Origin of the sequence: Actinomyces faecalis (assembly GCF_013184985.2) — a bacterium.
GTDB classification, from domain to species: domain Bacteria; phylum Actinomycetota; class Actinomycetes; order Actinomycetales; family Actinomycetaceae; genus Actinomyces; species Actinomyces faecalis.
The window spans coordinates 840,677-866,594 of the sequence record NZ_CP063418.1 but is presented as its reverse complement, the minus strand read 5'-3'; the positions used below and the strand labels follow the sequence as shown (position 1 = coordinate 866,594).

Sequence of the window (25,918 nt, the reverse complement as noted above, 5' to 3'; positions counted from 1 at the left end):
CCCGACCTGAACCCGCAGCCACCTATGGAGCACTGAGATGTCTTTTCTTGCCAGACCCCTCACCGGCACCGAGCGCGCCTACCTGGACGCCGCCCTCGCGGACGACCAGGCCGAGGCCGCACGCCTCCTCGCCGTCCTGGACGCCCAGGACGCTGACGACGACCGCAGGCTGCGCGCACCCGGCGCGCTCGGAGCGGCGGCACTGTGGTACGCCGAGGTCCTCGGCTGGCCGGTCCTCCCCCTCGTCCCCGGGGAGAAGCGTCCCGCCACCCCGCACGGCCTCAAGGACGCCACCAGCTCCCCCGCCCAGGTGCGCGCCTGGTGGAAGGCCAGCCCCGCCTCCAACATCGGGCTGCCCACCGGCACCCACTTCAACGTCATCGACATCGACACCCCAGCCGCCATCACCACGGCAGCAGGCAACGGCCTCGACCTGCCCGACTGGGACACCCCCGGCGCCCTGCTCGCCACCGTCCGCACACCCCGAGGCTGGCACCTGTACGTACCAGCAGACGGGACCGGCAACGCCGTCGCCGTCGTGCCAGGGGTGGACTACCGCGGCGAAGGCGGCTACGTCGTCGCACCCCCGTCCATCGTCGACGGGCGCCGCTACGCCTGGGACGCCGCCCCCGAGATCGCCCACGAGGCGGCCTGATGGCAACCATCGAGGAGCTTATCGCTGCCAAGAGGGCCAAGGGCGGGCCTGCCGTCGACCCGCAGGTGATCGCCTCCATGCCACCCGTCGCAGGAGGGGGTACCCGGTACACGCTGGCCGCCCTCAACGAGGAGGCTGCCGCCGTCGCGGCAGCACCCGAAGGCACCAGGAACGACACCCTCAACATGGCCGCCTTCCGGCTCGGCCGCTACGTCGGATCCGGCCAGCTCGACGGCCAGACAGTCGCCGACGCACTCACCCAGGCAGCCCTGGCGGCAGGCCTGGGCGAGGCGGAGATCGCCTCCACGCTGCGCTCCGGCGGCCTGGCGGGTGCGGCACGCCCCAAGGACGTGCCCGAGCCCTGGGAGCCGACCCAGCCGCCGCCGACGACCGTCATCACCCCGGGTGTGGCCACCACGACCACGGCCCAGGCCGAGGCTGAGACCGGGACCGGCACCGGTGCCGCCGGCAGCGACAGCGGTGCCGGCCAGGAGCGGCCCAGCAAGGAGGAGCAGTACGCCCGGTGGCGGGCCGGGCAGGTCGCCCTCCAGGCCGAGCAGCTGCGCATCAGCGCCGAGGCCAGGGACGTCGTCACCCTGGAGAAGGACCAGGCCGCATGGTCCTTCCCCCACCACCTGCCCACCCTCGCCGACGAGCTCGCCCTGCCCGACGAGGACACCGAGTACCTGATCCAGGACGTCCTCCCCGTCGACGCCAACGTCCTCCTGACCGCCCAGTACAAGACCGGCAAGACCACCATGGTCCTCAACCTGCTGCGCGCCCTGGCCGACAGGACGCCGTTCCTCGGGTCGCTGGCCGTCAACCTGGACCCGGGCACCCGCGTCACCTACCTCAACTACGAGGTCGGCGAGGGGATGATCCGCAGGTGGTTCCGCGCCCAGGGCCTGGCCCACCCGGAGAACGTCTCCCTGCTCAACGTCCGCGGCCACTCCCTGCCCGTCCTGCGCCCCCACCCCCGCCACCAGCTCGTCACCTACCTGAAGGGCACCGGGGCTCGCGTCCTGGTCGTCGACCCCTACGCCCGCGCCTTCGTCGGCTCAGGCACCGACGAGAACGACAACATGCAGGCCGGCGCCTTCCTGGACGCCTGGGACCAGATCAAGGAGGAGGCCGGTATCCGCGAGATGGTCATGGTCACCCACACCGGGCGGGCCACAGACCCCTCCGGCCGCACCCGTGCCCGAGGAGCCACCAGGGTGGACGACTGGGCTGACGTGCGCTGGGCCCTGACCCGCGACCCCGAGCGGGACACCGACCGCTACCTGTCCGCCTCCGGACGTGACGTGGAGTGGCCCGACCACCTGCTCACCTACGACCCGCTCACCCGGCACCTGACCGCCACCGACGGGGACCGGGCGCAGGCACGCCGCAACCGGGTCGAGGACGCCGTCGTCGACGTCGTGCTCCACAACCCCGGCATCACGTCCAAGGCGTTGCAGGCCATGGTCCGCGAGCGCGTGGAGTCGGCTTCCCAGGACGTGATCCTGGGGGCGGTGGCGGACGCCAGGGCCCACCTGCGCATCTCCGTGCAGGCCGGGCCGAGGGGTGCCAAGACGTACTGGGCGAACCGATGACGACCCGACCGTCCACAGGCTCTATTCCGGTCGGGTCATTTTGCGACACGCCGATGAACACCAGTGACGCCAACGAAAACGACCCGACCGGACCCGCGACCCGACCGGACCCGACCGGATCCCGCGGTCGGGTCGCGAAACGGCGTTATTGCAACGAAAAGTGCCTAATTTTAGGTTTTGCACAATGGCGGTCACCACATTTTCCTGGATCGACACTTTTGCCTGTCGTACCAACGCAAACGACCCGACCGTTTTCAGTCTCGGCAGCCTTGTGCGACCCGACCGCACCCCCTTATAGGGGTGCGGGTCGGTCAGGTCGAGCCCGAACCGGTCAGGTCGAAGGAGTACCTCGTGACCACCAGGAAGAAGCCCGCCCGCAGGAAGACCCCCAGGCCCGCCCCCAGGCTCAGGCCCCCAGCCACCGAGCACACCTGCCCCCGGTGCCTGGCCAGGGTCCTCACCGGCTGGGACGACGACCTCATGGCCTCCAGGCACACCGTCGACGCCGCACCGGTCACCGCTCTCGGAGAGCTCCAGGCCTGGGAGGCGGGCCTGGCCTGCCTCGAGCTGGCTGGCCAGCGCCTCAGCTGGCGCGACAGCCAGGCCGTCACCGCCCGCCCCGCCTGGACGGTCAGCGTCCACCCCACCCACCGGTGCCACCTCCACCTGGAGCGGGCACCACGACCACGAGCCACACAGACCACGAGCTGGCCAGGGCACCTCGACCAGCCGCCCTACTAGAGGAGGAGACCAGATGAGGACCAGACCGAAGGACATCGGGACGGCGGCAGAGACCGCCCTCGTGCGCTACGCCCGCGAGCACGGGCACCCTGGCGCCCGCAGGATCGCCCTGGCCGGGGCGCGCGACCAGGGGGACGTGTGGCTGACCGAGGGGATCATCGTCGAGGTCAAGGCCGGCCACGCCGCGGAGAGGGCGTCCGACGAGCAGGTCAGGGCCTGGTGGGGGCAGACCGTCACCGAGCGCGACAACCACGGCGTGCCCGTCGGCGTGCTGGTGACCAAGCGTGCGGGCTACTCAGGAGCCCGCTGCGGGGCCTGGAGCGCCTGGGTGGACCTGGACACCCTCCACCGGCTGATAGGCGCTCCCTGGGCCTCCCAGAGCCCTCTGGGGGCACAGACCGGGGCGCACCTGGTACGCATGTCCGTCGCCTCCCTCATCGCCCTGACCACCCGCTACGCCTACCGGGCCGACAAGGAGAGCACGCTATGACCACCCAGACCCGCGCCCAGGCCCTGCTCGACCGCCTCTACGACGGCCTGCCCGGCACCGTCCCCGACCCTGAACGGCTCGACGACGACAGCCCGCTCACCCCAGGCCTGTACACCGTCCTGGAGGAGTCCCTCCCCTGGCACGCCGCCGGGCCGGAGGACCTCGACACCCTGCCCCCAGGCTCCGTCGTCGTCGACGCCACCGAGACCGCCTGGCAGCTGCACGGGCGCACCTGGCGCCCCACCGACCCGACCCTGCCCACCACCGGCACCCCGGCCGTCGCCTACCCGGCCGTGGCCGCATGGATCCCGAGGGAGACCACGCTGTGACCGACACGATCACCGTCCGCCCCCGCGACGTCAGGAGCCAGCCATGAGCGCCACCGACTACGCCGACACCCTCAACGACCTCCACAAGCACCTCAGCCACATCGACACCACCGATGGGCTCGACACCCTCCCAGCGTGGTCCGTCGTCCTCGACAGCGACCAGGTCGCGTGGCAGAAAGACCCCACCGGCTACTGGTTCACCGGCGGGCTCATGTCCGCCACCTCAGCAGACCGCATGAGACGGCACCTGCCCGTCGTCCTCCTGTGGCGGGGAGACGACCGGTCATGAGCGCAGACGACCTGATGACCACCACTGAGGTGGCCGCCTACCTCAAGCTCAAGCCGAACACCCTGGAGCACTGGCGCACGCGCAGTCTCGGCCCCCGCTACGAGTACGCCGGACGCCGGGTGCTCTACCGGCGCGAGGACGTTGACGACTGGCTGAGGACGAATACGCCCAGGCCTCGCCGCCGTCAGGCATGATGGTGGGGACGGCCCCGCTGCAATCGGGACCGTCCCCACCGGTCGTTGAGCTAGGTCGTCAACCTAGCGGTCACTTCGACTCCGTGACGGTGGTCTTGGGGTGGTTCTTCGCGTAAGCACCCGAGGCGTACCGGCCGGTGACGGCAGAGCGGCTCTTACCGCTCGACTTGCCCTTGGCCATGGGATTTCACCTCCTCCCGCTAGGGGCGAGTCTGTCTCGCCCGCTGTGTTGAACTGTATAACGAGACCACAACATCTAGTCACGTCCTACACGCCAACCCACAACATGTTGTGCAACTCGAACACGCGTTCCATCATGGGCAGTGCATCCTCCACCCCACCCCAGCCCAGAGGAGCCACGTGCACGACGCAGACCGCCTCACCGACCTCCGCACCTGGCTCCCCGAGCTGATCGACCTCGAACAAGGCCGGGGTGGGCCACGCTCACCTCGCACCGGACGCCACGCAGGAGACCGTGCGGCCCTGCCCTTCGGCGTCGTCGTCGACGACCCGGACGAGCCAGCCGACGCACGCACCGCCGCCGGAATCATGCTCTGGGCAGCCACCTGGGCCGAGCACTGGCAGACCTGGTACGGACGCAGCCTCAGCGACTCCCTGACCTACCTCGCCTCCATCGCGGACCAGGCCGTGCGCGCCCACCCCGAGGAGTGGGGGCTGCTCAGTGGGGAGCTGGCCCGTCACCACGCCAGGGTCGCCGCCATCACCGGCCACGCTGACATCATGGACGAGGACCGGGCCTGCCCCGCCTGCGGCGGAGTGCTGACCCGTCAGCCCACCGAGACGGGCCTGTCCGACTGGCGCACATGCCGGGACTGCGACGCCTGGTGGCCCGACGGCCACATCATCGACGCCACCCGCACCCACACCCTCACCACCACCAGCGCCGAGGTCTGGGTCAGTCGCGAGCAGGCCTGCACCCTCCACCCCGGACTCAAGCCCGACACCCTCAAGAAGTGGGTCAAGCGCGGCGTCGTCGACACCGATCAACGGGGCAGGGTCAACCTCGCCCAGGTCAACACGCGCATGCGACCACTTGCCGCGTAATTCCCGCCCACGTAGACTGTCCCCCAAACGGGCGTCGAGCGCGCCCGAAAACAGCCCCGACACCGCACCGGTGCCGGGGTTTTCTCATGCCTGCCCGGCCAGCGACCAGGCGGGTAGCGCGGACACAGAGCAGGCCGCTGGTGGGGCACGCCCGCCACGGCACCGGGGAGCATCACCCCGGCCGCGCACCGAGCCCACCCCGCACGGGCACGGCTCGACCCGAGAGGGAATGAGGAGAGGCGGGCCCCCGCCCAAGCCAGACGCAGAGGTGCACGGGCGGGAGCCGTCACAACACAGGAGGACACGACACCGTGGCCTGGACCGGCAAGCACGGCAACCAGCACCGCCGCAAGCAGCTACCCAAGGACTGGGCCAGGATCCGAGCCCAGGTCATCCGACGAGACCACGGCATCTGCGTCATCTGCGGACACCCCGGCAACCACGTCGACCACATCGAGCGAGGCGGCAACCACGCCCTCGACAACCTCCGCCTCCTGTGCCAGCACTGCCACATGGCACGCACCGGACGCGACGGCGGCACCGCCAGACGTCAGCCCCGACGCCAGGCACACCCACCCGAACCGCACCCAGGCCTCCTCAAGCAAACCCCAAATATGCATCGCAATGCATAAACTCCCGGGGGCAACCCCTCCCCAAGGCCCCCGGATCGCTCCGCGTTTAGGCGCTCAGATTCTGTACGGGTTTTCAAGTCGACCCACCCCTGCCAAATGCATATTATGCGCCGATTTTCGTAGCACCGAGGAGGTGTCATGGGCACTCGCGGACCAGTCCCGAAGCGCAGCGACGAGCGGCACCGTCGCAATCAGCCGTCTCAGGAGGTCGTGCGCGCCCCGGGCGCCCCTGAGGTCACCGTCCCCGATGCCGACCCCGAGTGGCACCCCATCGCCCAGCGCCTGTGGGAGGGGCTGAGGCAGTCCGGTCAGGCCCGCTTCTATGAGCCGTCCGACTGGGCCCTGGCCTACTCGCTGATGGAGGACCTCTCGCGCTACAAGAGCGGCGCGAAGAGGTCCGGCCAGATGCTGGCCGCGATCATGTCCGGCCTGTCCGACCTGCTGGTGACCGAGGGCGACAGGCGCCGGGTCGGTATCGAGCTCTCCCGTCCCGAGGCCGGGGAGCCGAGGGAGTCTGCCGGCGTGGTGGAGATGAACGAGTGGCGCAGGCGGCTGCAGGCCGGCTAGCGCCGCCGCGTGAGCGGACCGTCACCCTGCCTCAGGGAATCCCGGAGCTGACTCTGGGCTGGGGCGCGATCGCCTGGGTGACTGACAACCTCCTCCAGCCCAACGGCCCCCTGGCCGGGCAGCCCTTCCGAATGACGGAGGGACAGGTCCGCTTCACGCTCTGGTTCTACGCCCTCGACACTGAGGGCCGGTGGCTGCACAACAGGGCCGTCCGTCGTCTTGCGAAGGGCTCGGGCAAGAGCCCGTTCGCGGGCGTGCTCTCGCTCACGGAGTTGCTCGGCCCGGTTCGCCTGGACCATTTCGACCCGGACGCTCCAGGCGGGTGCGTGGGTAGGCCGGTGTCGATGCCTCTGGTACAGATCGCGGCGACCAGCGAGAGGCAGACAGCCAACACGATGCGCATGGTGCGCGCCATGGCGTCCAAGCGCTCACCCCTGGCCAAGAAGTACGGCCTGCAGGTCGGTAAGACCTTCGTGGACGCGCCCGGAGGCGGCAAGCTTGAGCAGATCACCTCCTCCGAGGGTACTGCTGAGGGCGCTGAGGTGTCCTTCGTGGTCGGTGACGAGACTGAGCACTGGACCCCTGGGATGGGCGGCCCGGGCCTAATGGAGACGCTGACCCAGAACGCTGTCAAGACCGGCGCGAGGGTCATGGAGACCTCTAACGCCTGGGTTCCGGGGGCTGGGTCCGTGGCCGAGTCGACGTTCGAGGCGTGGTGCGCCCAGCAGGAGGGGCTGACCCGTGCGACCCAGACGATCTTGTACGACGCCCGTGTGGCCCCTGCCAGCACGGCGCTGACCGATGACCCGGACGAGGGCGAGATCAGCCTGAGCGAGGGTCTGCGCTTCGTCTACGAGGACTGCCCGTGGGTGGACATCGAGCCGATCAAGCAGACGATCTGGGCGACCAACTACCCGACCTCACGCGCTAGGAGGTTCTTCCTGAACCAGCCAAACGCGGCAGAGAACGCCTGGACGAGCGTGCAGGAGTGGAGCCGTCTGTCCGACCCCGACCGTGAACTGGTTGACGGTGAGGAGGTCGTGCTGTTCTTCGACGGGTCCAAGTCCAACGACCACACGGCCCTGGTGGGCTGCTGCATGGACGACGGGCACGTCTTCACCCTGGGGGTGTGGAAGCCGGAGAGGGCGACCGGCGTCGTCAACGCAGGCGCCGTCGACTCGGCCGTGCACGCGGTCTTCGACCGCTTCAAGGTGGTGGCCTTCTGGGCTGACGTGCGTGAGTGGGAGTCCTATGTCAAGGACTCCTGGCCCCGCGAGTTCGGCGACGACCTGCTGCTGTGGGCCGTCCCCCGAGGCAAGGAGCCGGCACCGATCGCGTGGGACATGCGCTCCCACGTCTACCAGTTCGCTGAGGCCGCGGAGATGTGCCTGGCGGAGATCCAGGCCCGTTCGTTCACGCACGACGGGAACTGGGCCACTTCAGAGCACGTAGCAAACGCACGTGTCAACGAGACCAGGGGACGCTTCTCCATCAAGAAGGAGTCCCCGAAGTCATCCAAGAAGATCGACGCCGCCGTGTGCGTGATCGGTGCGCGCATGGTCTACCGCGCAGTCAAGGCCTCTCCCGAGTGGGAGGACCGCAGCATCGACGGAAGTGAGTGGGGGCTGTTCTAGATGTCCTTCGATTCCCTGCTCCAGCAGGCCCGCCAGACACCGCTGGGGTACGACAGGCGGGAGGCCTACTACGAGGGTGATGTACGCCTGGCCGCCCTGGGCGTCAACCTTCCCCCGGCTACCCGTGTGCTGGAGATGGTGGCTCCCTTCCCCAAGATGGCGATTGACGTGCTCGTGGAGTCGCTGACCCCGCAGGGCTTCCTGCTGGCCAGCGACTCCGACGGAGTGGCGGCGACCCTGCGGAAGTGGTGGCAGGCCAACGACCTGGACACCACCTGCCGCCTGGCGTTCACCGAGGCCCTGGTGCAGGGGCTCGCCTACTGGATCGTCGGCGACGGCACCGACTCCGTCCCGCGCGTGACAGCCCACTCCGCCAAGGGGATGGCCGCAGCCTATGACCACATGGGGGCCCTGACAGAGGCGGTGCGAACCTGGAGGTCAGGCGGCAGCAGGTATGCCGCCCACTACCTCCCAGGACTCACTCAGTGGCGGGTCGAGCGAGGTTCGCAGTGGGTCGTGATCGACGAGAGGGACACCGGCCTGGACCGTCCCGCCGTCATCCCCATGGTCAACCGCGCACGCCTGGGCGACACCGAGGGACGCTCCGAGATCACCGAGCTCATGATGATCTCGGACGCCGCCAGCCGCTCCCTGACCAACCTCCAGGTCGCGCAGGAGCTGCTGTCGATGCCGCTGCGCTACGTCTTCGGCAAGGGCCTGACGGAGGCTGTCGGCAACGACCCGGTCAAGCGCCTCAAGGCCTACTACAACACCCTCATGACAGGCCCAGAGGGATCGACAGCCGGGCAGCTCGCCGGCGCCGACCTGAGCCCGATCATCAGCTCCTACAAGCTCTACGCCCAGCAGATCAGCGCTATCACCGGCATCCCACCGACCATGCTCGGTATCTCCACCGACAACCCGGCCAGCGCCGAGGCGCTGAGGGTCGCCAAGGAACGACTCATCACGCGCGCCGAGGTCAAGCAGGAGATGTTCGGTGACGCCCTGGAGGAGGTCGCCCGGCTCATGCTCGGACTCATGGGGCAGGGGAAGGGTGCCGACCTGTCCACTCTCGAGGTGCAGTGGCGCGACCCGGCCACCCCGTCACAGTCCGCCTACACGGCAGCCATGCTGCAGGCCCAGGCGCAGGGAGTGATCTCCTCCGCCACCGCCCGGGACGCGCTGCGGCTGACTCCCGAGCAGCAGGCCCGGGAGGACGCGGCCGCACACGACCAGCAGTCGATGATCGGCTGATCACCTGAGCCACCTAGGAGGGCTGGTGTCCGTCTCCACCTTCCGGGCCGCACTGGACGCTATCGTCCGCCTGTTCCGCACCGACGCCGCCAGGGCCGCCCAGGCGGTGGCCTCCGTCAGCACGGCGGGCATGAGCGAGGCGGAGCGCTACGCCGCCCTGGACGCTGCCGGACGCACCTACCGCTCCTACCTGGCCGACGCCGTCACCGTTGGGCGCCGCAGGGCCTGGGCTGCGGCGCTCCTCCATCTGGAGGACCAGGCTCGCACCCAGGCTGGCGCTTCCGCGTTCCTCCCGGCGGAGCCCCGCTACGACCCGTCCCTGGTGCGTGACGAGATCCGCGCCGCTGGCGGCCCTGTCACCGCCCCCACGACCCAGCAGAGGGTCACTACGGCCCTGGTGCGGCACGTGGAGATGGCTGCCAGGCAGACCGTCGTGGACTCGGTCGACACTGGCCTCGGCCGTGAGAAGGACGACGAGGGTCAGGAGGCGCTGACTCGCTCCGAGCGGCGCTGGCTGGAGGCGCAGTCGCAGGCCGCCGCCGAGGAGGACGCGCAGGACAGTCGGGAGCAGGCTGCGCGCCTCGCTCAGGCCCGCCAGATCCTGGACGACGCCGGCATCGCCTACGACCTGTCTACGGACCAGGCAGGCAGGACGGTACGCCGGCCCTTCGCGTGGGCCCGGGTGCTGCGCCCGAGCGCCGACAAGCCCGCTTGCGGGCTCTGCATCGTCTGCGCTGCACGCGGCCCCGTCTACTCGTCGCTGGAGGCCGCCCTGACACCAGACGGAACCAGCCTGGAGCGCTACCACGACAACTGTCGGTGCGTGGCTGTCCCCGTCTACACCTCCCGCTCCTGGCCGGGCAAGGAGGACTGGGAGCGCCTGGCCGACAAGTACGACGAGGTCTCCGCCTGGAAGGTTACGGACGACAGCGGCGGCAAGGTCGTCGAGCACCGCCTGTCGGGGGCTGAGATCCGCACAGCCCTGGACAGGTGGAGCCGAGGAGACCGCAGCGAGGAGAAGTCATTCGCGCGCGAGGCCCGCAAGATCGGCGCATACCCCCGCCTGCCTGTCCGTCAGGACATCCCGATAGACACTGACGGAAACCCGGTGACATTCCCCCCGTCCGAAATCGGCGAGATCACCACCGACTCGCCCGGGATCGATCACATCATCCAAACGCACGGCAAGGGCGCGGGAATCCCACGCAAGACCGAGTTCAAGACCTCCAACGCCGCCGCGATCGCTCAGGCCATCCACAACACGGTCCACGACTCGAAGTCGACATGGGAACGATACGGAGACAAGTACATCGTCATATCAACACACAGCGGGTATTCCATCCAAGTGAACATTCGAGCCGACCTTCCCGAGTCCCCCTTGTGGACGGGGTACCCTAAAGCCTCAGGCGAGTATCCAAAGAATCCGAGGGGAGGAACCCGATGATTCTCGAAACCGACGAAGAGTTCGACCTGGCCGACAAGTTGTGGGCTATTGCGCAAAGTCATCGACCAGACCAATATGATCCGGCAGGCATGTCTGGCGAACCTCCGGTGGATATCGCTATAGCAATTTCCGGGGTCCAGATGGGCTGGTTCACCGTCCCCCGTGAACTCGTGGAGCAGGCCGCCACGATCTACGCCACCAGAGACGACTACTCCGCCCGAGCAGTCATGCGCGACATCAAGTCCGTGTTGGAGATCTTGTCTCGATAACCATGCTTGCTCCTGGATGGGTCCACCTGAGACAGGTGGACCCATCCAGGAGTATTACTCACGCCCACCCACCAAGCCCCGTAGGCGAGAAGCCTGCGGGGCTCTCTCATGCCCAGGAGGCACCCACAATGGCAGACGACGCCGCCCAGACCGCCACCGAGCCCACGCCCCAGGAGGAGCCCAAGCCGACCCCACCCTGGGGTAGCGACGAGGACTTCAACCCTGACAAGGCGTGGACGCTGATCCAGAACCTGCGCTCCGAGGCCGCCACCATGAAGGCTGCCTCCAAGGAGCTGCGCGAGAAGGTCGACGCCCTGACATCTGACCTCAAGGCCGCAGTCACAGGGCGCGACGAGGCGCTAGCCGCCTCCGCGCAGGCTACTGAGCTCCTGGCCAGAGAGACCGCCGGCCGCACCAAGGACAGGCTCCTGACTGCCGCAGGCCTGGACGCATCCACCTACGCCCCCATGCTCACCGGCCAGGACGAGGAGGAATGGGGCGAGCAGGTCAAGAACCTGGTCGCCCTGCGCGACGAGCGTCGCACGCGCCTCAAGCCTGACCCGGCGCAGTCCGCCACCACCCCAGCCGTCGACGACCGCACCGCCCAGGCGCACGCCATCTTCGGCTACTGACCCACCCCAGCCTTCAAACTGAGAGGACCCACTCATGGCCATCGGAACCAACGCAATGACCGTCAACTCCCTCGACAACCCCTCCGGCACCCTGCCCAAGGAGATCGTCGGAGAGATCTGGAAGGGCGTCCAGCACGCCTCCGTCGTCCAGCGCGTAGCCGGAACCACCCCCGTCCCGGTCACCGGCGGTATCACCTACATGCAGACCGGTGAGCTCGTCGCCGGCATCGTCGGCGAGGGGGAGAACAAGCCCGTCACCTCCGGCAGGACCACCACCAAGACCTTCAAGCCGGTCAAGGTAGCCGCCATCGCCTACTGGTCCAAGGAGGCCCGCCAGTCCAACCCCGGCGGCTACCTCGACAACCTCGTCGAGGACCTGACCTCCGCCGTGGCCCGCGCGGTCGACCTGGCCGTCATCCACGGCAAGGACGCCCGTACCGGCAACCCCATCGCGGGCGTGGAGTACCTGGCACAGTCCACCAACGAGGTCGAGCTCGGCACCTCCGTGAAGACCAAGGGCGGCCTGAACGCCGACCTCCTCGACGGCTACGACAAGCTCGCCGAGAAGGAGTACGACCTGACCGGGTTCATCGCCGACCCGCGGCTGCGCTCCAAGCTGCTGCGGGCCACCGACACCCAGGGCCGCCCCATCTACCAGGCCTCTGTCAGCCTGCGTGACGCCATGGACTCTGTCCTGGGACTGCCGATCGCCTACGGCCGTGGCGCGGTCGCAGGCAAGGTCGGAGCGTCCACCGACACCGGGATCCGCGCCATCGGAGGCGACTTCTCGACCAACCTGCGCCTGGGCTTCGTCGAGAACATCACCTTCAAGCGCACCGACACCGCCACCATCGTCGACGGCGACACCACCGTCAACCTGTGGCAGCAGAACATGGAGGCGATCCTCGTCGAGGCCCAGTTCGGCTGGGTCCTGCGCGACAAGGACGCCTTCGTCCTCTACAAGGACGCCGTCGCCGACACCGATACCGCTGCCGCCTGACACCCACGCGGGCGGGGACCCGGATAGTCGGGGTCCCCGCCCGCGTGCTCGCCACGACCAGGAGGACGCTATGAGCACGCTGCCTGCTCCTGCTGCCGCCGCTGAGGACGTCCAGGCGTCCCTCATGCGAGGCCTGACCCCTGCCGAGTCCGCGTACGTGGACACCCTGCTGGCCCGCGTCCACAACCGCGTCAGGGTCCGCCTGCCAGACCTGGTCGACAGGGCTGACCGGGACGAGACGGTCAGGGCCCTGCTCGTCGAGGTCGAGGCGGAGGCCGTCGCCCGGGTGTTTCGGGCAGACGGGGCCATCTACACCAGCGAGTCCGAGGGCGAGTACTCCTACCGGCTTAACGACTCTGTCGCCTCAGCGGCCCTGCGGGTCACCGACGACGAGTGGGCACGCCTCGGCTCACCCCTGTCGTCCGTGACGGCAGAGACGGACGGCTACCTCGCCACCAGGCTGGCCGGCAGGGTCCCGCCTGACCGCCGGTTCCAGCTCTCCTGGCCCGGGCTGGCTTACCCGTCGGAGCTGCTGTGAGCAGGCTCGTCGAGCGTGGCCCGCACACGGTCACCGTCACCCCGACCCGTGTCGTGGACGACGGGCTCGGCCGTGTCACCGAGGCTGGCGAGCCGGTCACGGTGACCGGCGTGATGGTCCAGCCGTCCTCGGCCTCCGCGTCCGACCTGGCCAGGAACCAGGTCGGGTCTACCTCTTGGAGGATCCTCGGCGCGGGGACCTGGCCTGGCGGCCCGTACTCGACTATCCGGGTCGACACAGGCCCTCCGGGCGTGCAGGGGCGCGTCCTCGACCAGGCCGGGGAGGCGCTCCAGCGCGGGTCAGGGCACCGCACCAGCCACTTCGTCGTCACCGCGACCGCCCGCGGGGCGGAGGTGGCCTGACGTGGCCCAGGTGTTCAAGCGCGCCGAGAGGCTGGCCGCCCAGGCTGCTAGTCGCACCCCTGGCTTTGCCGCTGAGGTCGCCAAGGTTGAGGCCCTAGTGAGAGCCGAGGCTGCCAGACACACCGACACCGGCGCCTTCGCCGCCTCCATCCACGTCGAACAGGGGCGGATCGACAGCCACATCGTCTCTAACGACCCGCTGGCCTGGCACAAGGAGTTCGGGCACCTGGCCGTCGAAGAGAGATCCCAGGCAGCCAGGTGGGTGCCCGGGATCTTCGCGTTCACCAACGCCGCGAGAAAGGCCTCCAGATGAGCTCGCCCTCAACGATGCGCCCGCTGCCGCTGATGGTCGAGCAGGTTCGCGCGCTCGACCTGGCCGAGGTCGAGACCGCGGCTGGGACGGACCTACCCAACCGCCTGCCAGTGGTCATGGTCGACGTGTCAGCGCCGGGCGTGGTCGCCAACGGCGCCCCCGAGTGGTCAGCGTCCTTCCGTGCCACCCTGACCGCGGTCGCCAGCACGCGGGTGCAGGCGCTAGACCTCGCCCACTCCCTCCTGGACGGCCTGCTCGCCTCGTGGCGGGCAGGCCGTCGTACAGACCACGGGTGGGTCTCCCACCTGTCCGTCGTAGCCCTGCCCTACCCGTCGACCACGTCCGGCGCAGCCGGCCTGTGGTCCTTCAGCGTCGTCGTCGACGTCGTCGCCCGCCACTAGCCGCCACACCACCCGAGAGGACCTACCAATGGCTGCACCTACCGAGTCCGCCCCCACCATCGCCGGCATCGGCCACGTCTACGTGGCCGACCCTGACACCGCCCCGCCCGCAGGGTTCCTTGACTCCTTCAAGTTCGACACCGGCTCGGCACCGGAGGGCTTCACCTGGCTGGGAGACACCTCCTCTGAGACCCTCCCAGAGTTCGAGTCCGACGGCGGCGACTCCACCTCCAAGCGCACCTGGGACCGCAAGGACCTACGCGTCACCCGTGAGGACAAGACGCACACGATGACTATCGCGTCGGTCGCCTCCTCCGCGACAGCGATCGAGACCGCCTTCCCGGGCTCCGAGTGGAGCGAGTCCGACAAGGCGTGGGACATCGACCTGGACGGGGCGGTCGAGAAGGCCGTCCTGATGGTCATCGAGGACGGTACCCAGGCGTGTGCGCACCTGTTCCGACGGGTCAGCCTCTCTGGGGCGCTGCCGACCCTGGACCTGGAGAACTTCTCCGAGATCTCCATCTCCGGCACCATCATGACGCCCTCCTCCGGTAAGAAGAAGTACCGGTTCTACCCGCCGCGTGAGCGAACCTCCTCCAGCGCGGTCACCCGCAGCGTCAGCAGGTAGGACCACGAGACACCCTCCCGCCCCGCCTGCTGCGAGGGGTGACGGGGCGGGAGGGCCACCCCTTGCACACCTCCCCTCGCAGACCAAGGAGCAGCCCTCATGGCTACCGAACGCAAGAACCCGCCCAAGAAGCCCGCCGACCACAAGGACCCCCAGCCGCGCTTCAGCGACGTCGAGGGCCACGACCTCCTCAAGCCCTTCAGCAAGGTCAGGGGGTCCGACCAGGCCCGCCTGGTCGCCCGCCTACAGGCCATGGGCGTCCTCGAGGACTCCGAGGACGTCGACCTGGACCTCAACCAGGCCGCCGACTTCATCGACTGGGTGGCCGAGCGCTTCGCCCCGGACGTCGAGGCGTTCGAGGAGTTCACCATGGGCCCCGGCGGTCTGGAGCGTGCCCTCAACCTCGTAGTCGCATACGCCGGTGAGCTGGGAAAAGACGCGCGATAGCAGCCTTCTTCGCCGAGCACGTCGAGGCGGTCGCCGACTTCTGGGCCCTGTACCGCCTCGACGTGTACCTCGACGAGGTGCCTGCTGACCTGATCCTGACCCTCCTACGCGAACGGCTCCCCTACGAGCCCTACTCCATGCACCGGGCCAGGTGCCTGCTGGGCGGAGAGCAGTGGTTCGGCTGGTCCGTGGACACCGCCAAGCTGGCTGACACCGCAGACGCGACCCTGCTAGGCGCCAAGGCCAGCGCGGTCAACCCGAAGGTCAGGCTCCGCCCCGCAGAGTGCTCCGCCAGGCCCAGTCCCCCGCGCCAGCGGCGGCCGCGGTCCCTGATGGAGTCCTTCTCGAACCTCCTGGACTGACAACTCAACAGATAGGTGGTGGCACGTGGCCGCTGGAAACGTCGGCAAGCTCTCCGTCACCGTCTACCCGGACTCCAGGAAGTTCAAGGAGCAACTCAGGAAGTCCCTGGAGCGGATCGAGAAGCAGGTCAAGGCCCGCATCGAGGTCATCCCCGTCCTGGACAGGTCCTCTCTCGCCGACGTCCGCAAGGACCTCAAGGAGCGTCTCAAGGACGTCAGGACCACCGTCAGCGCGGACCTGTCGGCCTCCTCCCTCAAGGAGGTCAAGCGCAAGCTGGACGACCTCGAGGGCGAGGCCACCGTCAACGCGGACCTGGACAAGGGGAAGGCTGCAGCCCAGCTCGCGTGGTTCGACCGTCCCCGCGTCGTCGAGATCAGGGCCAGGGTCTCTACCCGGTCGCTGGCCGCCGCCAAGGCCGCGCTCATGGCCCTGTCGGGCGGCAACGTCATCAAGCGCCTGGGCTCAGGCCTGAGGAGCCTGGGCTCCAACCTCGACCTGGTGGCCGCCAAGGCCGCCATGGTGGGGCCCGCGATCCTCAACGTCGCGTCCGTGTCCATGGTCGCGCTCGGAGGTATCGCCTCCCTGGGTAACGGCCTGGCAGCCACCCTGCCGGTCCTGCTGGCCGCCCCTGGCGTGCTGGGCGCGTTCGCGGCCGGAGGCGGCGTCCTGGTCGCGGCCCTGGCTGACGTCAAGGACGTCCTGGCGGACCTCGGCCCCGCCTTCACCGACCTGCAGGACTCGATCAGCGTCTCCTTCTGGAAGCAGGCGGCAGACCCTATCCGGGACCTGGCCAGGGCGGCCCTGCCAGCCCTCCAAGGGCAGCTCAATGACGTCGCCACCCAGTTCGGTCTCATGGGTCAGGCCGTCGCCTCCGCCGTCAGTGACCACATCCCAGGCTTCCAGGGCACCCTGCAGCACCTGTCCCAGGCGGTCGGTGTCGCCGGGGACGGGGTCGGCGCGTTCGTGGACGGCCTGCTCAGCCTGGGCGAGGTCGGGGCCTCGTTCCTGCCCGCTATCGCCTCCAAGGCCAACGAGGTCGCGCTCTCCTTCCGGGCGTGGGCTGACAACGGCCTCGCCGACGGGTCGATCGCCCAGTCGATCCAGGACGCCTGGAACGCAGTCAGGACCCTCGGGGACCTGCTCGCGCAGGTCGGCGGGATCGTCTCCGCCGTCTTCACCGCCATCGGCCGCTCCGGGCACGGGGCCCTGACCCCGGCGGTCGAGGCCCTGCGCCAGGTCAACCAGGCCCTGTCCGCGCCGGGAGCCCAGGAGACCCTGACCACCACCTTCAAGGCTGCTCGGGAAGCCGTCTCCAGGCTCGGCCCCGGCGTCAGCCAGCTGCTAGGCGCGTTCGGCGCCCTCGCGCCCGTCCTCCAGCAGATCCTCCCCCTGGCCGGGCAGATCGGGTCCGTCGCGCTGGGCGGTATCGCCCAGGCGGCTCAGGCGCTCATCGCGTCCGGTGGCCTGCAGGACTTCTTCCTGGGTGTCCGCTCAGCCGTCCAGGCCCTGGCCCCGACCATGCCAGCACTGGGTCAGGCCCTGGGCGCGGTGGCGTCCGTGGCCGGCGACCTGGTGGCAGCCCTGGGACCTGTCATCGCCCAGCTCGTGTCCTCCCTGGCCCCGGTCATCGTGGAACTGGCTGGTGCGCTCAGCCCGATCATCTCCATGCTCGGTGAGGCCCTGGTACCGATCATCCAGGCGCTCGCGCCGGTGATCGCCTCGGTCCTGGCCGTGCTGGCGCCGATCATCGTCCAGCTGGTCGACGCTCTGCTCCCGGTGATCGTGCAGATCGTCGAGATCGCAGCCTCTGCCCTGGTGCCCCTGATCGAGGTGCTCGCCCCCATCCTGCAGCTGATCACTGACGCGATCATCGCGATCCTGCCGGCCCTGACCCCGGTGCTCGACCTGCTGGCCCAGCTGGTCGCGGCCGTCCTGCCTAACGTCATCGCAGGCTTCCAGATGTTCCAGCCGGTCATCGAGGCGGCCTTCAGCGTGATGGTAGCGATCATCCAGGCGGCCCTGGGCGTGATCGCAGGCGTCATCACCGCGGTCATGGGGGTCATCAACGGCGACTGGTCCCAGGTGTGGGAGGGGATCAAGCAGGTCTTCTCCAGCGTGTGGGAGGGCATCAAGGCCGTAGTCCAGGGGGCGATCAAGGTCGTCCAGTCGGTCATCTCGGCCGGGGTCGACCTGGTCCGGAGCATCTGGTCCGACGTGTGGAACTCCCTGCGGTCTGTGGTCTCCGGAGCCTGGAGCAGCATCGGCTCCGCGGTGTCAGCAGGTGTCAACGCCATGATGTCGTTCATCCGCAACATCCCCTCGCAGGTGCGGGGCGTCTTCTCGGGAGCGGGGTCGTGGCTGACTGGCGCGGGGCGGCAGATCATCGACGGCCTGGTCAACGGCATCAAGGGCGCGTTCGACAAGGTCAAGTCGACCCTGTCGTCCCTGACCAGCCTCCTGCCGGACTGGAAGGGCCCGGCCCCGCTGGACAAGGTCATCCTGAGGCCGGCTGGTCGTCTGATCATCGGCGGCCTGGTTGACGGCATGGAGTCCCAGTACTCCAAGGTCGAGCGGTCGCTCGGCGGTCTGACTAACAGCATCCCGTCGACCATCGACCTTGATGCGCGACGCACCCACCCGAACGTGGGCGCGTCCATCAGCAACCACTTCGAGATCGTCAACCACGACCCCCAGGTGGCTGCCCGCTGGGTGGCCCAGGAGGTGCGCGGACTGATGGGAGTGTCCTGACGTGAGCATCGTCCAGCGCGTAACTCTGATCGCCGACGACTCGAGGACCGTGGTCCTCGACGCCTCGGAGACGACAGACGGGTGGGCGCTCGCTGAGCCTGACGCCGGCAACATGGATGGGTGGTGGTCAGCTCCAGCGCCACGGGCTGACGCCAAGGAGCGACCGCAGGCAGACGGCGCATTCGCACCAGCCTCGCTGCTGGTCGGTGCGCGCGTGCTGACTGTCGTCGCCCACCACGCCCCATCCAGCGAGGAGGACGAGATCCAGGCCCGCAGTCTGATCTCTGCGATCAGTCGACAGTGGGTGCGTATCGTCGTCGAGGAGACGGGGCGCACCAGTCACGTGCGCGGCTTCTTGTCGGCTCAGGCGAAGGTTGCCAGGTGGGAGGAGCCGGGGTCTACCTGGTCTCTGATCTTTACGATCCCTGACCCGCTGATCTACGGGGGGCCTGGGGACGACGGCGACCTGTCGTCGTGGGAGTCGAGCGAGGGCGTGTGGTCGAGGTCGCCGGACGGGGGCCTCATGTTCCCGGTGTTCGACCAGTCCCCGACGAGCGAGGCGACCACGGGCACTGTGGCGGCGGCGGTCTTCACGGGTGGGGCCACCTCGTCCCTCATGGTTACCGCTGCGGGGACGGCCGCCTCCTGGCCTGTGCTGGAGGTGGCCGGCCCGGTGGGGTGGGCGTCGTGGACCCTGGGCGGGCGCACCGTCCGCTGGTCCGAGCCGGTCCCGTCCGGCCAGGTGCTGCGTATCGACACGGGCAGCGGGGCGGTGACTCTCGCCGGGGCGCGCGTAGCCCAGACCGGGCTCACGCTTGACGACTTCTTTCAGGTGCGGCCTGGCACCTCCTACGTGGAGGTGGCCGCCAGCCGGCCGGCACTGATGCGTATCAGGTGGAGGACCGCATGGATCTAGTCACCGTGCACGACACGGTCACCGGGGCGCGCCTGGAGGCCCTGCCGGCCTCTGGCTGGTCGTGGCGTCGTCAGGTGTCGGGGGCGGGGGCGCTGGAGGTGACGGTGCCGTGGAGCCGAGGCCTGGCGGGGCGGAGCCTGCGTGAGGAGCTGGCGCCGTGGCGCACCACCCTGGCTGTCACGGACACGGCCAGCAGGCGCGTGGTGGCGGCGGGCGTCGTGTACGCCCGCAGGTGGGACGCTGACACCCAGACGCTGAAGGTCTCGTGCGAGGACCTGTGGGCGCTGCTCAAGCGCCGCCTCGTGCTCAGTCCCGCTCTGGACTCCTACTCTGGCGGCCAGGTGGCCGGCAGGGACGGCACCTACCCGCCCCCGTGGACGGTGCACATGTCGGGGACGCTGCCCTCCATCGCCCGTGACCTGGTGGGCCTGGCCCTGTCCGCAGGCACCCTGCCGGTCGTCCTGCCCCAGAAGCAGGCTGGCGGGTCGGTACGCAACTACCTGGGACCGGACCTGGCCACGGTCGCCGACCGCCTGGAGGACCTGACCGGAGTCATCGACGGGCCGGAAATCGTCTTCGACCCGCGCCTGGCCGACGGGGGCACGTCCCTGTCCTGGCACATGCTCACAGGATCCCCAGAGCTGGTCAGTGGCGAGCACTCCTGGGACGCCCGCCGCAGGGCGGTGCCGCTGATCGACCTGTCCGTGGAGGAGGACGCCTCGGACATGGTGGGTGACTCGTGGGCCAGGGGTGGCTCGCAGGACGACCAGACGCTGATCGCCCACCACCACGACCGGTGGCTGGAGGGGCGCGGCTGGCCGCTGCTGCAGGCGGCTGACACCTCCCACTCCACCGTCTCTGACCTGACGACGCTGGCCGGGTGGGCGCGCACCCCCACGGTCGTACGCGCCAGGTCCACCGAGGTCGTCTCTCTGAGGGCCCGCCGTACCGACGAGTCTGGCTACGCGCTGGGTGACGCCGTCCTGCCGGGCGACCACGTGCGGCTGCGTCACGACGACCCCTACCTCGGCTCCGGAACGATCGTCCTCAAGGTGCTGGAGACGTCCGGTGACGAGGGCGAGTGGGTCACCTGCTCGTGCCGTGAGGTCGTCGCTGAGGGGGTGGCCTGATGGGGCTGTACGCGCCGATCAGGTCGGCGGCCACGGTCGTGCCTGACGCCCTGCGCGCCCTGAGCGGGCAGGTGTCGTCACTGTCCGGGGTGACCGCCGGCCAGGTGGGAGCCTCCCGGGTGCCGGCGTCCGCCCCCGAGGTGACGGTCGTGCACGGTCAGCGCTCCGACTGGTCCGCCACCGCCGGGCAGGCGGTGGTCACCACCTCGGTGACCGTGCCGCCTGGGCGCTCACGCGTCCTGGTGCTGGCCACCGCCACCGGCCAGGTGCGCGCCTCGGCCCAGCCGACCTTGGTGGTCACCGTGGCAGGGGTCCGCTCTCCGGCCCTCCAGCTCGTGCCGGGGGAGCCGGGCACCTGGTACCTGGCTGGCAGCGCCGCCCTGACCGCGCCCGTCCTGGCTGGCCAGACCGTCGCTGTCACCCTGACCGTCGCTGCTGCCGCCGGCACCGTGACGGGGCCTGGCACCACGTGCCTGGACGCCGTCGTCTCCTACACCTGACACGAGAGGACCTGATCATGGTCGACACCCACCGCGGCATCGTCACAGCCTGGGACGAGCGGAACCGGCGCCCCAAGGGGGTGACCACGCCCGCTGACATGCGCCTGTCCCTGGCCTCCCTGGCGAGGGCTGAGGGGATCATGGCTGAGACCGGGGCCGCCGAGGTCACCCGCCCCAACACGCGTATGGCGATCGCCTGGAGCGCGTTCACGGCCGTGATCTCCTCACCCAGGGGAGGGTGGCTGTGCCCACGGGTCGAGGCCGGCGAGGTCCCCCTGGCCGTAGGGTCCACCACCTACCCGCGCACAGACGTGGTGTGGGTGCGTCACTGGGACTACGAGGTGGATGGGACGCACCCTGACAGTGAGGTAGAGGTGGGTGTCACCCAGGGCACGCCGTCGTCCTCGCCGAGGGTGCCGTCGGTCCCGTCCGGCGCCCTGGCTGTCTTCACGGTGACCGTGCCGCGCGGTGCCACCGTCGGGGCGGACGTCCCTGCCGCGAGCATCGTCCGTGCGCGGTGGACGACACCGGTGGGCGGGATACTGACTGCCGCCACCCAGGCTGAGGCTGACGCCCTGGTGAGGGGGGTCGCCGCGTCGGCCGTTAACCCGGTCTACGTCCGCGTCTCCGGGGTGCTCCGGGCGTGGGACGGTACCAGGTGGGAGGCGGTGCAGGCCGGGGACGTCCGCTCGTCCGCTCCCCTGACCGCGGAGAGCTGGTGGGTGCTCGACCCGTCGTCCGGACACGTGCACAGCGTCGGTGCCCTCCACCTGGCACCCCTGACCATCCGCTGGCCCCGGAGCTCATTCGACACCAGGGGGAGTGAGGGGTTCCCGATCGCTCACATACCAGCGAGTGTGCCCGCCCCACCGGACTGGACCAGCCTGGGCACCCTCCACGCCGGCGCCTACGCCGTGCCCCTGGTGTACAGGAGCGCGGACAGGTCGATCAGCGTCCAGCCCACCAGCTCCTTCACCTGGGGCACGGGCTGGTGCTACGGCACCGCCACCTGGGTCGCCTGACCCCAGCACACAGTCAGATAGGAAGAGTGAGATGAGATGATCACCGAGGACCAGTTCCGCGCCATGACCGACGAGCAGTGGCAGGCCCTGTGGGATGCCGTCCTGGTCGAGTCCGGGCGCCGTCAGACCCTGGCCAGCGCACCGGGCCAGGCCGAGCGGATCGCCGCTGACTACCTTGACGCCCGCGACGGCTCCCAGCCTGAGGCCACCGAGGAGGCCCTGGCTGACGTGGGTGCGTGGCCTGAGTGGGTCCAGCCCACCGGCGCGCACGACGCCTACCCGCTGGGGCGGGTCGTGGCCCACGAGGGCAGGCTGTGGCGCTCCAAGCACCCAGCTAACTCCTGGCCCCCCAGCACCGGGGACCTGTGGGAGGAGGTCACCGCGCGGCCTGAGGACGGCACCCGCCTCCCGGGCGGGGGCGCGGACCACGAGCTGGTCCCTGACACGCCCACCTGGCAGGCAGGGGCCTCCTACACGGCCGGCGACCTGGTGTCCTACGGCGGCACCGTCTACCGGTGCGTCCAGCCCCACACCTCACAGACCGGCTGGGAGCCGCCAGGCGTCCCGGCCCTGTGGGCCCTCGCCTGACACCTACACACACGACCCACCCGAGCCCCGTCACCACACCGGTGCGGGGCTCTTGCCATACCCGCACCCAGGAGGAGACCGTGACCAAGATCGTCCCCAACACCGCCGTCACCGACGTGAGGCAGTCACCTAATTTCAGTGCTGGCCGTCCGGCTGGTGCCCCCAACCAGGTCGTCATCCACCACTGGGGGGCCGACGGCCAGACCCACCAGGGAGTCGTGGACTACCTGTGCAGGTCCTCCAACCACGGCGCGTCCGCCCACTACGTCGCGTCCGCCGGGCGGGTCACACAGCTGGTGTCCGACCGGGACCGGGCCTGGCACGCAGGCCCCTCCGGCAACCCGCGCGGGATCGGCATCGAGTGCCGCCCGGAGATGAGCGACGCCGACCTCGAGACCGTGGCGGGCCTGGTCGCCGCGATCCGCTCCGAGCACGGGCCCCTGCCCCTGGTCGGTCACCGTGACCACATGTCCACCGCCTGCCCGGGCCGCTGGTACGCGCGCCTGGCCGACCTGGACGCCCGCGCCCGCGCCCTCGCGGGCGGGGCACCAGCCAAGCCGGCTACGGGCGGTCTGGTGCTCTACCCCCTGTCCGTGGACGGGCAGTGGGGGCCTGCCACCGGTGCCCGTGTCCGCCAGGTCCTGGGCACGGCCGCTACCGCGCCCTGGTCCCAGGTGGTGCGGGCGCTCCAGTACGCCCTGACCTGGCAGCTGGACACCTACAAGATGCGGGCCGCTACCGGCGAGGACCACCTGGTAGTGGACGGGGTCGACGGCCCCAAGACGATCAAGGCCTTCCAGGCGTGGTGGAACCAGTCCGGCATCCCCGAGGGCCACAAGGTGCCCCTGACCGGGGTGTGGGACACCGAGACCTACCGGGCCGTCCAGATCACGCTCAACCACTCCTGGGCCGGGTCCAAGGGCCTGGCCGTCCACCCCTGACCCCGCACCACGTCACCACTGAGAGGACCACCATCATGCCTGCCCCTACACGTCACGCCGCACCCAGCCCGTACACGCGCCGCACCTGGTGGCTGGGCGTGTGCGAGCGGGCCGCCAAGACCGCCGCCCAAACCTGCCTGGCCAGCATCGGGACAGCGACCCTTGTAGGGGACGTGCCCTGGCCGGCTGTGGCCTCCACGGTCGCCCTGGCCGTCATCGCCTCCGTGCTGACCTCGGTCGCCGACCCTGCACGGGCTGACACCGCCGTCGCCACCGGGGAGGCGGGTGCCTATGCCTCCGTGGCTGACTGACTCTGTGATCGTCGCCCTCGTCGGCCTGGTCGGCGTAGGCATCGGAAACCTCACGAACCGGGTCAACCAGCGGGAGGTCGCGAAGGTCTCCAGGCTGGACGTCACCGTCAAGGCCCTGACGACCACAGTGGACTCCCTCAACAAGCGGGTCGAGCAGCTGGAGAAGGCCCTGGCCGAGTCCGAGAAGGCCGAGGAAGCCGCCGAGAGACTAGCCAGGCACGCACTGGAGTACGCCTGGGCCCTGCGCTCCTGGGGCCACAAGCTCATGGAACTGGCCCCCACCTGCTCGGTGATCCCACCTGAACCTGAGCCGCCGGACGCACTGAAGGAGAGACTATGAGCGAGACCGTACCTGCCCCTCCGGTGCCGTGGGCGCGCCTGGCCGGGCGGGTGGTGCTGCCCGACGGTACCGCCCCTGCTGGCGGCACCCTGTCCCTGGACCCTGACCCCTGCTCACCCAGGGCCGTGCTGGAGGGTGGTCGGGTGGTGGTGGCCTACCGGGCGCGCGCCACCCTCGACCAGGCCGGCCGCCTGACCAGCACCGGTGAGGGCGGGGTGGGGCGGGCCTGGGTGGACGTGGTCGGCTGCCAGGCCCCCGGCGTGGAGCCGGGGGGTGAGTGGACCTACCTGCTGCGCCTGGTCGCCCCCGGGGTGGACTGGCGCTCCCACGTGGTGCTGCGTGCCGGGCAGGTCTACGACCTGGCCGACCTGGTACCGCAGGCCGCGTATGAGGGTGACGCGGTGACGGTGGCTGAGGGCGCGGCACGCGCCGCCCAGGCCGCCGCCCAGGCCGCCGCCGGGGACCTGTCGGCGGTGCGTGAGGCCGTGGAGGCCGGGCGCCTGACCGGCCCCAGGGGCGAGACCGGACCCCAGGGCCCCACAGGCTCGCGCGGCCAGACCGGTCCAGCAGGCCCCAGGGGCCAGGCGGGACCCACCGGCCCCCAGGGTGAGACAGGCCCCCAGGGCGTGCCTGGGCCTAGGGGCGAGACCGGACCCCAGGGCGTGCCTGGGCCTAGGGGTGAGACAGGCCCCCAGGGCCCCACCGGACCCCAGGGCGTGCCTGGGCCCCGGGGTGAGACAGGCCCCCAGGGTGAGCGCGGCCCTACCGGGTCACCCTCGCACATGCAGGTCGTGGGGCCGGGCCGCCCCGACGTGGGGGCCGTGCCCCCTGACCTGGCCGAGCAGGTGCGCACCGCCCCGGTGGGTTCCACCTACGTGTCGACTGACGGCGCCGGTGTGGGGGCCTGGGTGTGGCGCAGGCGCCCCACCGGCTGGGTCGTGGTCGACGGCGACACCGGCTGGCGAGATGTCACGGCCTGGGCCAGGACCGTCAATCCTGGCCTGCTGCTCGACGGCTACCAGGTCCGTCTGTGCGGTGGGCGCGTCGATCTGCGGTGGAGGAAGGCCAACTGGGCGCTGGTCAACGAGAGCGAGGGCGGATTCAAGGGCCGTCTGCCAGTGCCTGGCGAGCTCGCCCCGCTCATCATGGCCAAGCACCCTGCCTCTCACACGTGGACGGACTACACGGTCGGCTCCAGCAGCGGGACCAACCTCCACGCCTACGTCACCGGTGGTGGCGCGTCATGGATGCTGACCACCGCCGCCAGCGCCCACCTGAGCCTGCCCCTGCCAGCAGGCACCTGGCCACTGTCCCTACCCGGCACACCCACCTAAGACACCAAGCGCCCCCACCAGCCGTAACTGGCCGGTGGGGGCGCTTCTTGTCGTCTTCTCTCAGGCGCCTGGGTGCTGTCGTTTTTGGGGTGGCACCGGTGGCAGTTTTGAGACCTTTTCGTGATTTTTCGGCCGTCGTCATGATGTACGCTGAACGGCGTCATACCGGGCGATAGTCCATGTTGCGCAACAGTCCCGGAAGGTGGCTCAGGGTCGTTCGAGCCCCGTCAGCCACCCCGAGAGAAA

General features: G+C 69.8%; 33 protein-coding genes. All 33 read left to right on the top strand.

From position 1 onward, the window contains the following. Positions 1 to 37: 37 nt before the first annotated feature. On the top strand, positions 38 to 655 hold the full coding sequence (locus HRL51_RS03570; protein ID WP_172121371.1) for a bifunctional DNA primase/polymerase: 618 nt from the start codon (positions 38 to 40) through the stop codon (positions 653 to 655). After that, entirely contained in the window at positions 655 to 2,250 is a 1,596-nt protein-coding gene (locus HRL51_RS03565) for an AAA family ATPase (protein WP_172193563.1), read from the top strand. Before HRL51_RS03570 ends, HRL51_RS03565 begins: the two co-directional genes overlap by 1 nt. A 351-nt stretch (positions 2,251 to 2,601) precedes the next feature. Then, positions 2,602 to 2,991, top strand: coding sequence for a hypothetical protein (locus tag HRL51_RS03560; protein WP_172193562.1), 390 nt, complete (start codon positions 2,602 to 2,604; stop codon positions 2,989 to 2,991). Between the two features lie 13 nt (positions 2,992 to 3,004). Continuing rightward, positions 3,005 to 3,481, top strand: a complete 477-nt coding sequence (locus HRL51_RS03555; protein WP_172193561.1) for a hypothetical protein — start codon at positions 3,005 to 3,007, stop codon at positions 3,479 to 3,481. Next, positions 3,478 to 3,810 (top strand): hypothetical protein, encoded by a 333-nt coding sequence (locus HRL51_RS03550; protein WP_194256540.1) that lies wholly within the window; start codon positions 3,478 to 3,480, stop codon positions 3,808 to 3,810. The genes HRL51_RS03555 and HRL51_RS03550 overlap by 4 nt, the downstream gene beginning before the upstream one ends. A 43-nt stretch (positions 3,811 to 3,853) precedes the next feature. Continuing rightward, entirely contained in the window at positions 3,854 to 4,099 is a 246-nt protein-coding gene (locus HRL51_RS03545) for a hypothetical protein (protein WP_172121376.1), read from the top strand. Then, a complete protein-coding gene (locus tag HRL51_RS03540; protein ID WP_172193542.1) occupies positions 4,096 to 4,293 on the top strand; it encodes a helix-turn-helix transcriptional regulator in 198 nt (65 codons plus the stop codon). Before HRL51_RS03545 ends, HRL51_RS03540 begins: the two co-directional genes overlap by 4 nt. Positions 4,294 to 4,653: 360 nt before the next feature. Next, a complete protein-coding gene (locus HRL51_RS03535; RefSeq protein WP_172193543.1) occupies positions 4,654 to 5,358 on the top strand; it encodes a hypothetical protein in 705 nt (234 codons plus the stop codon). Between the two features lie 311 nt (positions 5,359 to 5,669). Then, positions 5,670 to 5,990, top strand: a complete 321-nt coding sequence (locus HRL51_RS11985; protein ID WP_172121379.1) for an HNH endonuclease — start codon at positions 5,670 to 5,672, stop codon at positions 5,988 to 5,990. Between the two features lie 138 nt (positions 5,991 to 6,128). Further along, positions 6,129 to 6,557: a phage terminase small subunit gene (locus HRL51_RS03525; protein ID WP_172121380.1), complete on the top strand. Its 429-nt coding sequence runs from the start codon at positions 6,129 to 6,131 to the stop codon at positions 6,555 to 6,557. Continuing rightward, entirely contained in the window at positions 6,530 to 8,191 is a 1,662-nt protein-coding gene (locus HRL51_RS03520; RefSeq protein ID WP_172121381.1) for a terminase, read from the top strand. The genes HRL51_RS03525 and HRL51_RS03520 overlap by 28 nt, the downstream gene beginning before the upstream one ends. Beyond that, the gene (locus HRL51_RS03515; protein WP_172193544.1) at positions 8,192 to 9,445 is read left to right on the top strand and encodes a phage portal protein; all 1,254 of its coding nucleotides are present in this window, start codon (positions 8,192 to 8,194) and stop codon (positions 9,443 to 9,445) included. Positions 9,446 to 9,470: 25 nt separating this feature from the next. Next, positions 9,471 to 10,889, top strand: coding sequence for a VG15 protein (locus tag HRL51_RS03510; protein WP_172193545.1), 1,419 nt, complete (start codon positions 9,471 to 9,473; stop codon positions 10,887 to 10,889). Further along, entirely contained in the window at positions 10,886 to 11,158 is a 273-nt protein-coding gene (locus tag HRL51_RS03505) for a hypothetical protein (protein WP_172121384.1), read from the top strand. The genes HRL51_RS03510 and HRL51_RS03505 overlap by 4 nt, the downstream gene beginning before the upstream one ends. Positions 11,159 to 11,286: 128 nt before the next feature. Next, positions 11,287 to 11,790, top strand: a complete 504-nt coding sequence (locus HRL51_RS03500; RefSeq protein WP_172121385.1) for a hypothetical protein — start codon at positions 11,287 to 11,289, stop codon at positions 11,788 to 11,790. Between the two features lie 34 nt (positions 11,791 to 11,824). Then, the gene (locus HRL51_RS03495) at positions 11,825 to 12,790 is read left to right on the top strand and encodes a phage major capsid protein (protein ID WP_172193546.1); all 966 of its coding nucleotides are present in this window, start codon (positions 11,825 to 11,827) and stop codon (positions 12,788 to 12,790) included. Positions 12,791 to 12,860: 70 nt separating this feature from the next. Continuing rightward, entirely contained in the window at positions 12,861 to 13,328 is a 468-nt protein-coding gene (locus tag HRL51_RS03490) for a Gp19/Gp15/Gp42 family protein (RefSeq protein ID WP_172193547.1), read from the top strand. Beyond that, positions 13,325 to 13,690: a hypothetical protein gene (locus tag HRL51_RS03485; RefSeq protein ID WP_172121388.1), complete on the top strand. Its 366-nt coding sequence runs from the start codon at positions 13,325 to 13,327 to the stop codon at positions 13,688 to 13,690. Before HRL51_RS03490 ends, HRL51_RS03485 begins: the two co-directional genes overlap by 4 nt. Position 13,691: 1 nt before the next feature. After that, on the top strand, positions 13,692 to 14,003 hold the full coding sequence (locus HRL51_RS03480; RefSeq protein WP_172193548.1) for a DUF5403 family protein: 312 nt from the start codon (positions 13,692 to 13,694) through the stop codon (positions 14,001 to 14,003). Next, entirely contained in the window at positions 14,000 to 14,404 is a 405-nt protein-coding gene (locus HRL51_RS03475; RefSeq protein WP_172193549.1) for a hypothetical protein, read from the top strand. Before HRL51_RS03480 ends, HRL51_RS03475 begins: the two co-directional genes overlap by 4 nt. Positions 14,405 to 14,432: 28 nt before the next feature. Then, positions 14,433 to 15,032 (top strand): phage tail tube protein, encoded by a 600-nt coding sequence (locus HRL51_RS03470; protein ID WP_172121391.1) that lies wholly within the window; start codon positions 14,433 to 14,435, stop codon positions 15,030 to 15,032. A gap of 99 nt (positions 15,033 to 15,131) precedes the next feature. Continuing rightward, positions 15,132 to 15,479: a hypothetical protein gene (locus HRL51_RS03465; RefSeq protein WP_172193550.1), complete on the top strand. Its 348-nt coding sequence runs from the start codon at positions 15,132 to 15,134 to the stop codon at positions 15,477 to 15,479. A 62-nt stretch (positions 15,480 to 15,541) separates the two neighbouring features. After that, a complete protein-coding gene (locus tag HRL51_RS03460) occupies positions 15,542 to 15,841 on the top strand; it encodes a hypothetical protein (RefSeq protein WP_172121393.1) in 300 nt (99 codons plus the stop codon). Positions 15,842 to 15,866: 25 nt separating this feature from the next. Further along, positions 15,867 to 18,590: a phage tail protein gene (locus HRL51_RS03455; protein ID WP_172193551.1), complete on the top strand. Its 2,724-nt coding sequence runs from the start codon at positions 15,867 to 15,869 to the stop codon at positions 18,588 to 18,590. 1 nt (position 18,591) lies between these two features. Next, positions 18,592 to 19,506 carry a phage distal tail protein gene (locus HRL51_RS03450; protein ID WP_172193552.1) on the top strand — a complete coding sequence of 305 codons (915 nt, stop codon included), beginning with the start codon at positions 18,592 to 18,594 and terminating at the stop codon, positions 19,504 to 19,506. Then, positions 19,497 to 20,636, top strand: coding sequence for a hypothetical protein (locus tag HRL51_RS03445; RefSeq protein WP_172193553.1), 1,140 nt, complete (start codon positions 19,497 to 19,499; stop codon positions 20,634 to 20,636). Before HRL51_RS03450 ends, HRL51_RS03445 begins: the two co-directional genes overlap by 10 nt. Then, entirely contained in the window at positions 20,636 to 21,136 is a 501-nt protein-coding gene (locus HRL51_RS03440) for a hypothetical protein (RefSeq protein ID WP_172121397.1), read from the top strand. Before HRL51_RS03445 ends, HRL51_RS03440 begins: the two co-directional genes overlap by 1 nt. Before the next feature lie 17 nt (positions 21,137 to 21,153). Continuing rightward, positions 21,154 to 22,158, top strand: coding sequence for a hypothetical protein (locus HRL51_RS03435; RefSeq protein WP_172193554.1), 1,005 nt, complete (start codon positions 21,154 to 21,156; stop codon positions 22,156 to 22,158). Between the two features lie 36 nt (positions 22,159 to 22,194). Further along, a complete protein-coding gene (locus tag HRL51_RS11595; RefSeq protein ID WP_218957651.1) occupies positions 22,195 to 22,746 on the top strand; it encodes a carbohydrate-binding protein in 552 nt (183 codons plus the stop codon). 80 nt (positions 22,747 to 22,826) lie between these two features. Beyond that, on the top strand, positions 22,827 to 23,687 hold the full coding sequence (locus HRL51_RS03425; protein WP_244960235.1) for a peptidoglycan recognition protein family protein: 861 nt from the start codon (positions 22,827 to 22,829) through the stop codon (positions 23,685 to 23,687). Positions 23,688 to 23,722: 35 nt separating this feature from the next. Then, a complete protein-coding gene (locus tag HRL51_RS03420; RefSeq protein ID WP_172193588.1) occupies positions 23,723 to 23,998 on the top strand; it encodes a holin in 276 nt (91 codons plus the stop codon). A 4-nt stretch (positions 23,999 to 24,002) separates the two neighbouring features. Continuing rightward, positions 24,003 to 24,338: a hypothetical protein gene (locus tag HRL51_RS03415; RefSeq protein WP_172193587.1), complete on the top strand. Its 336-nt coding sequence runs from the start codon at positions 24,003 to 24,005 to the stop codon at positions 24,336 to 24,338. Beyond that, positions 24,335 to 25,672, top strand: a complete 1,338-nt coding sequence (locus tag HRL51_RS11870) for a collagen-like protein (protein ID WP_194256538.1) — start codon at positions 24,335 to 24,337, stop codon at positions 25,670 to 25,672. The genes HRL51_RS03415 and HRL51_RS11870 overlap by 4 nt, the downstream gene beginning before the upstream one ends. Positions 25,673 to 25,918 lie beyond the last annotated feature (246 nt).

What these genes read in the sequence shown, in the direction of transcription:
- HRL51_RS03465 (WP_172193550.1), top strand. Translation starts at nt 15,132, where the DNA reads ATGGCTACCGAACGCAAGAACCCGCCCAAGAAGCCCGCCGACCACAAG.
- HRL51_RS03540 (WP_172193542.1), top strand. Translation starts at nt 4,096, where the DNA reads ATGAGCGCAGACGACCTGATGACCACCACTGAGGTGGCCGCCTACCTC.
- HRL51_RS03515 (WP_172193544.1), top strand. Translation starts at nt 8,192, where the DNA reads ATGTCCTTCGATTCCCTGCTCCAGCAGGCCCGCCAGACACCGCTGGGG.
- HRL51_RS03525 (WP_172121380.1), top strand. Translation starts at nt 6,129, where the DNA reads ATGGGCACTCGCGGACCAGTCCCGAAGCGCAGCGACGAGCGGCACCGT.
- HRL51_RS03445 (WP_172193553.1), top strand. Translation starts at nt 19,497, where the DNA reads ATGGATCTAGTCACCGTGCACGACACGGTCACCGGGGCGCGCCTGGAG.
- HRL51_RS03420 (WP_172193588.1), top strand. Translation starts at nt 23,723, where the DNA reads ATGCCTGCCCCTACACGTCACGCCGCACCCAGCCCGTACACGCGCCGC.
- HRL51_RS03550 (WP_194256540.1), top strand. Translation starts at nt 3,478, where the DNA reads ATGACCACCCAGACCCGCGCCCAGGCCCTGCTCGACCGCCTCTACGAC.
- HRL51_RS03500 (WP_172121385.1), top strand. Translation starts at nt 11,287, where the DNA reads ATGGCAGACGACGCCGCCCAGACCGCCACCGAGCCCACGCCCCAGGAG.
- HRL51_RS03495 (WP_172193546.1), top strand. Translation starts at nt 11,825, where the DNA reads ATGGCCATCGGAACCAACGCAATGACCGTCAACTCCCTCGACAACCCC.
- HRL51_RS11595 (WP_218957651.1), top strand. Translation starts at nt 22,195, where the DNA reads ATGATCACCGAGGACCAGTTCCGCGCCATGACCGACGAGCAGTGGCAG.
- HRL51_RS03545 (WP_172121376.1), top strand. Translation starts at nt 3,854, where the DNA reads ATGAGCGCCACCGACTACGCCGACACCCTCAACGACCTCCACAAGCAC.
- HRL51_RS03570 (WP_172121371.1), top strand. Translation starts at nt 38, where the DNA reads ATGTCTTTTCTTGCCAGACCCCTCACCGGCACCGAGCGCGCCTACCTG.
- HRL51_RS03490 (WP_172193547.1), top strand. Translation starts at nt 12,861, where the DNA reads ATGAGCACGCTGCCTGCTCCTGCTGCCGCCGCTGAGGACGTCCAGGCG.
- HRL51_RS03440 (WP_172121397.1), top strand. Translation starts at nt 20,636, where the DNA reads ATGGGGCTGTACGCGCCGATCAGGTCGGCGGCCACGGTCGTGCCTGAC.
- HRL51_RS03565 (WP_172193563.1), top strand. Translation starts at nt 655, where the DNA reads ATGGCAACCATCGAGGAGCTTATCGCTGCCAAGAGGGCCAAGGGCGGG.
- HRL51_RS03435 (WP_172193554.1), top strand. Translation starts at nt 21,154, where the DNA reads ATGGTCGACACCCACCGCGGCATCGTCACAGCCTGGGACGAGCGGAAC.
- HRL51_RS11870 (WP_194256538.1), top strand. Translation starts at nt 24,335, where the DNA reads ATGAGCGAGACCGTACCTGCCCCTCCGGTGCCGTGGGCGCGCCTGGCC.
- HRL51_RS03505 (WP_172121384.1), top strand. Translation starts at nt 10,886, where the DNA reads ATGATTCTCGAAACCGACGAAGAGTTCGACCTGGCCGACAAGTTGTGG.
- HRL51_RS03470 (WP_172121391.1), top strand. Translation starts at nt 14,433, where the DNA reads ATGGCTGCACCTACCGAGTCCGCCCCCACCATCGCCGGCATCGGCCAC.
- HRL51_RS03555 (WP_172193561.1), top strand. Translation starts at nt 3,005, where the DNA reads ATGAGGACCAGACCGAAGGACATCGGGACGGCGGCAGAGACCGCCCTC.
- HRL51_RS03475 (WP_172193549.1), top strand. Translation starts at nt 14,000, where the DNA reads ATGAGCTCGCCCTCAACGATGCGCCCGCTGCCGCTGATGGTCGAGCAG.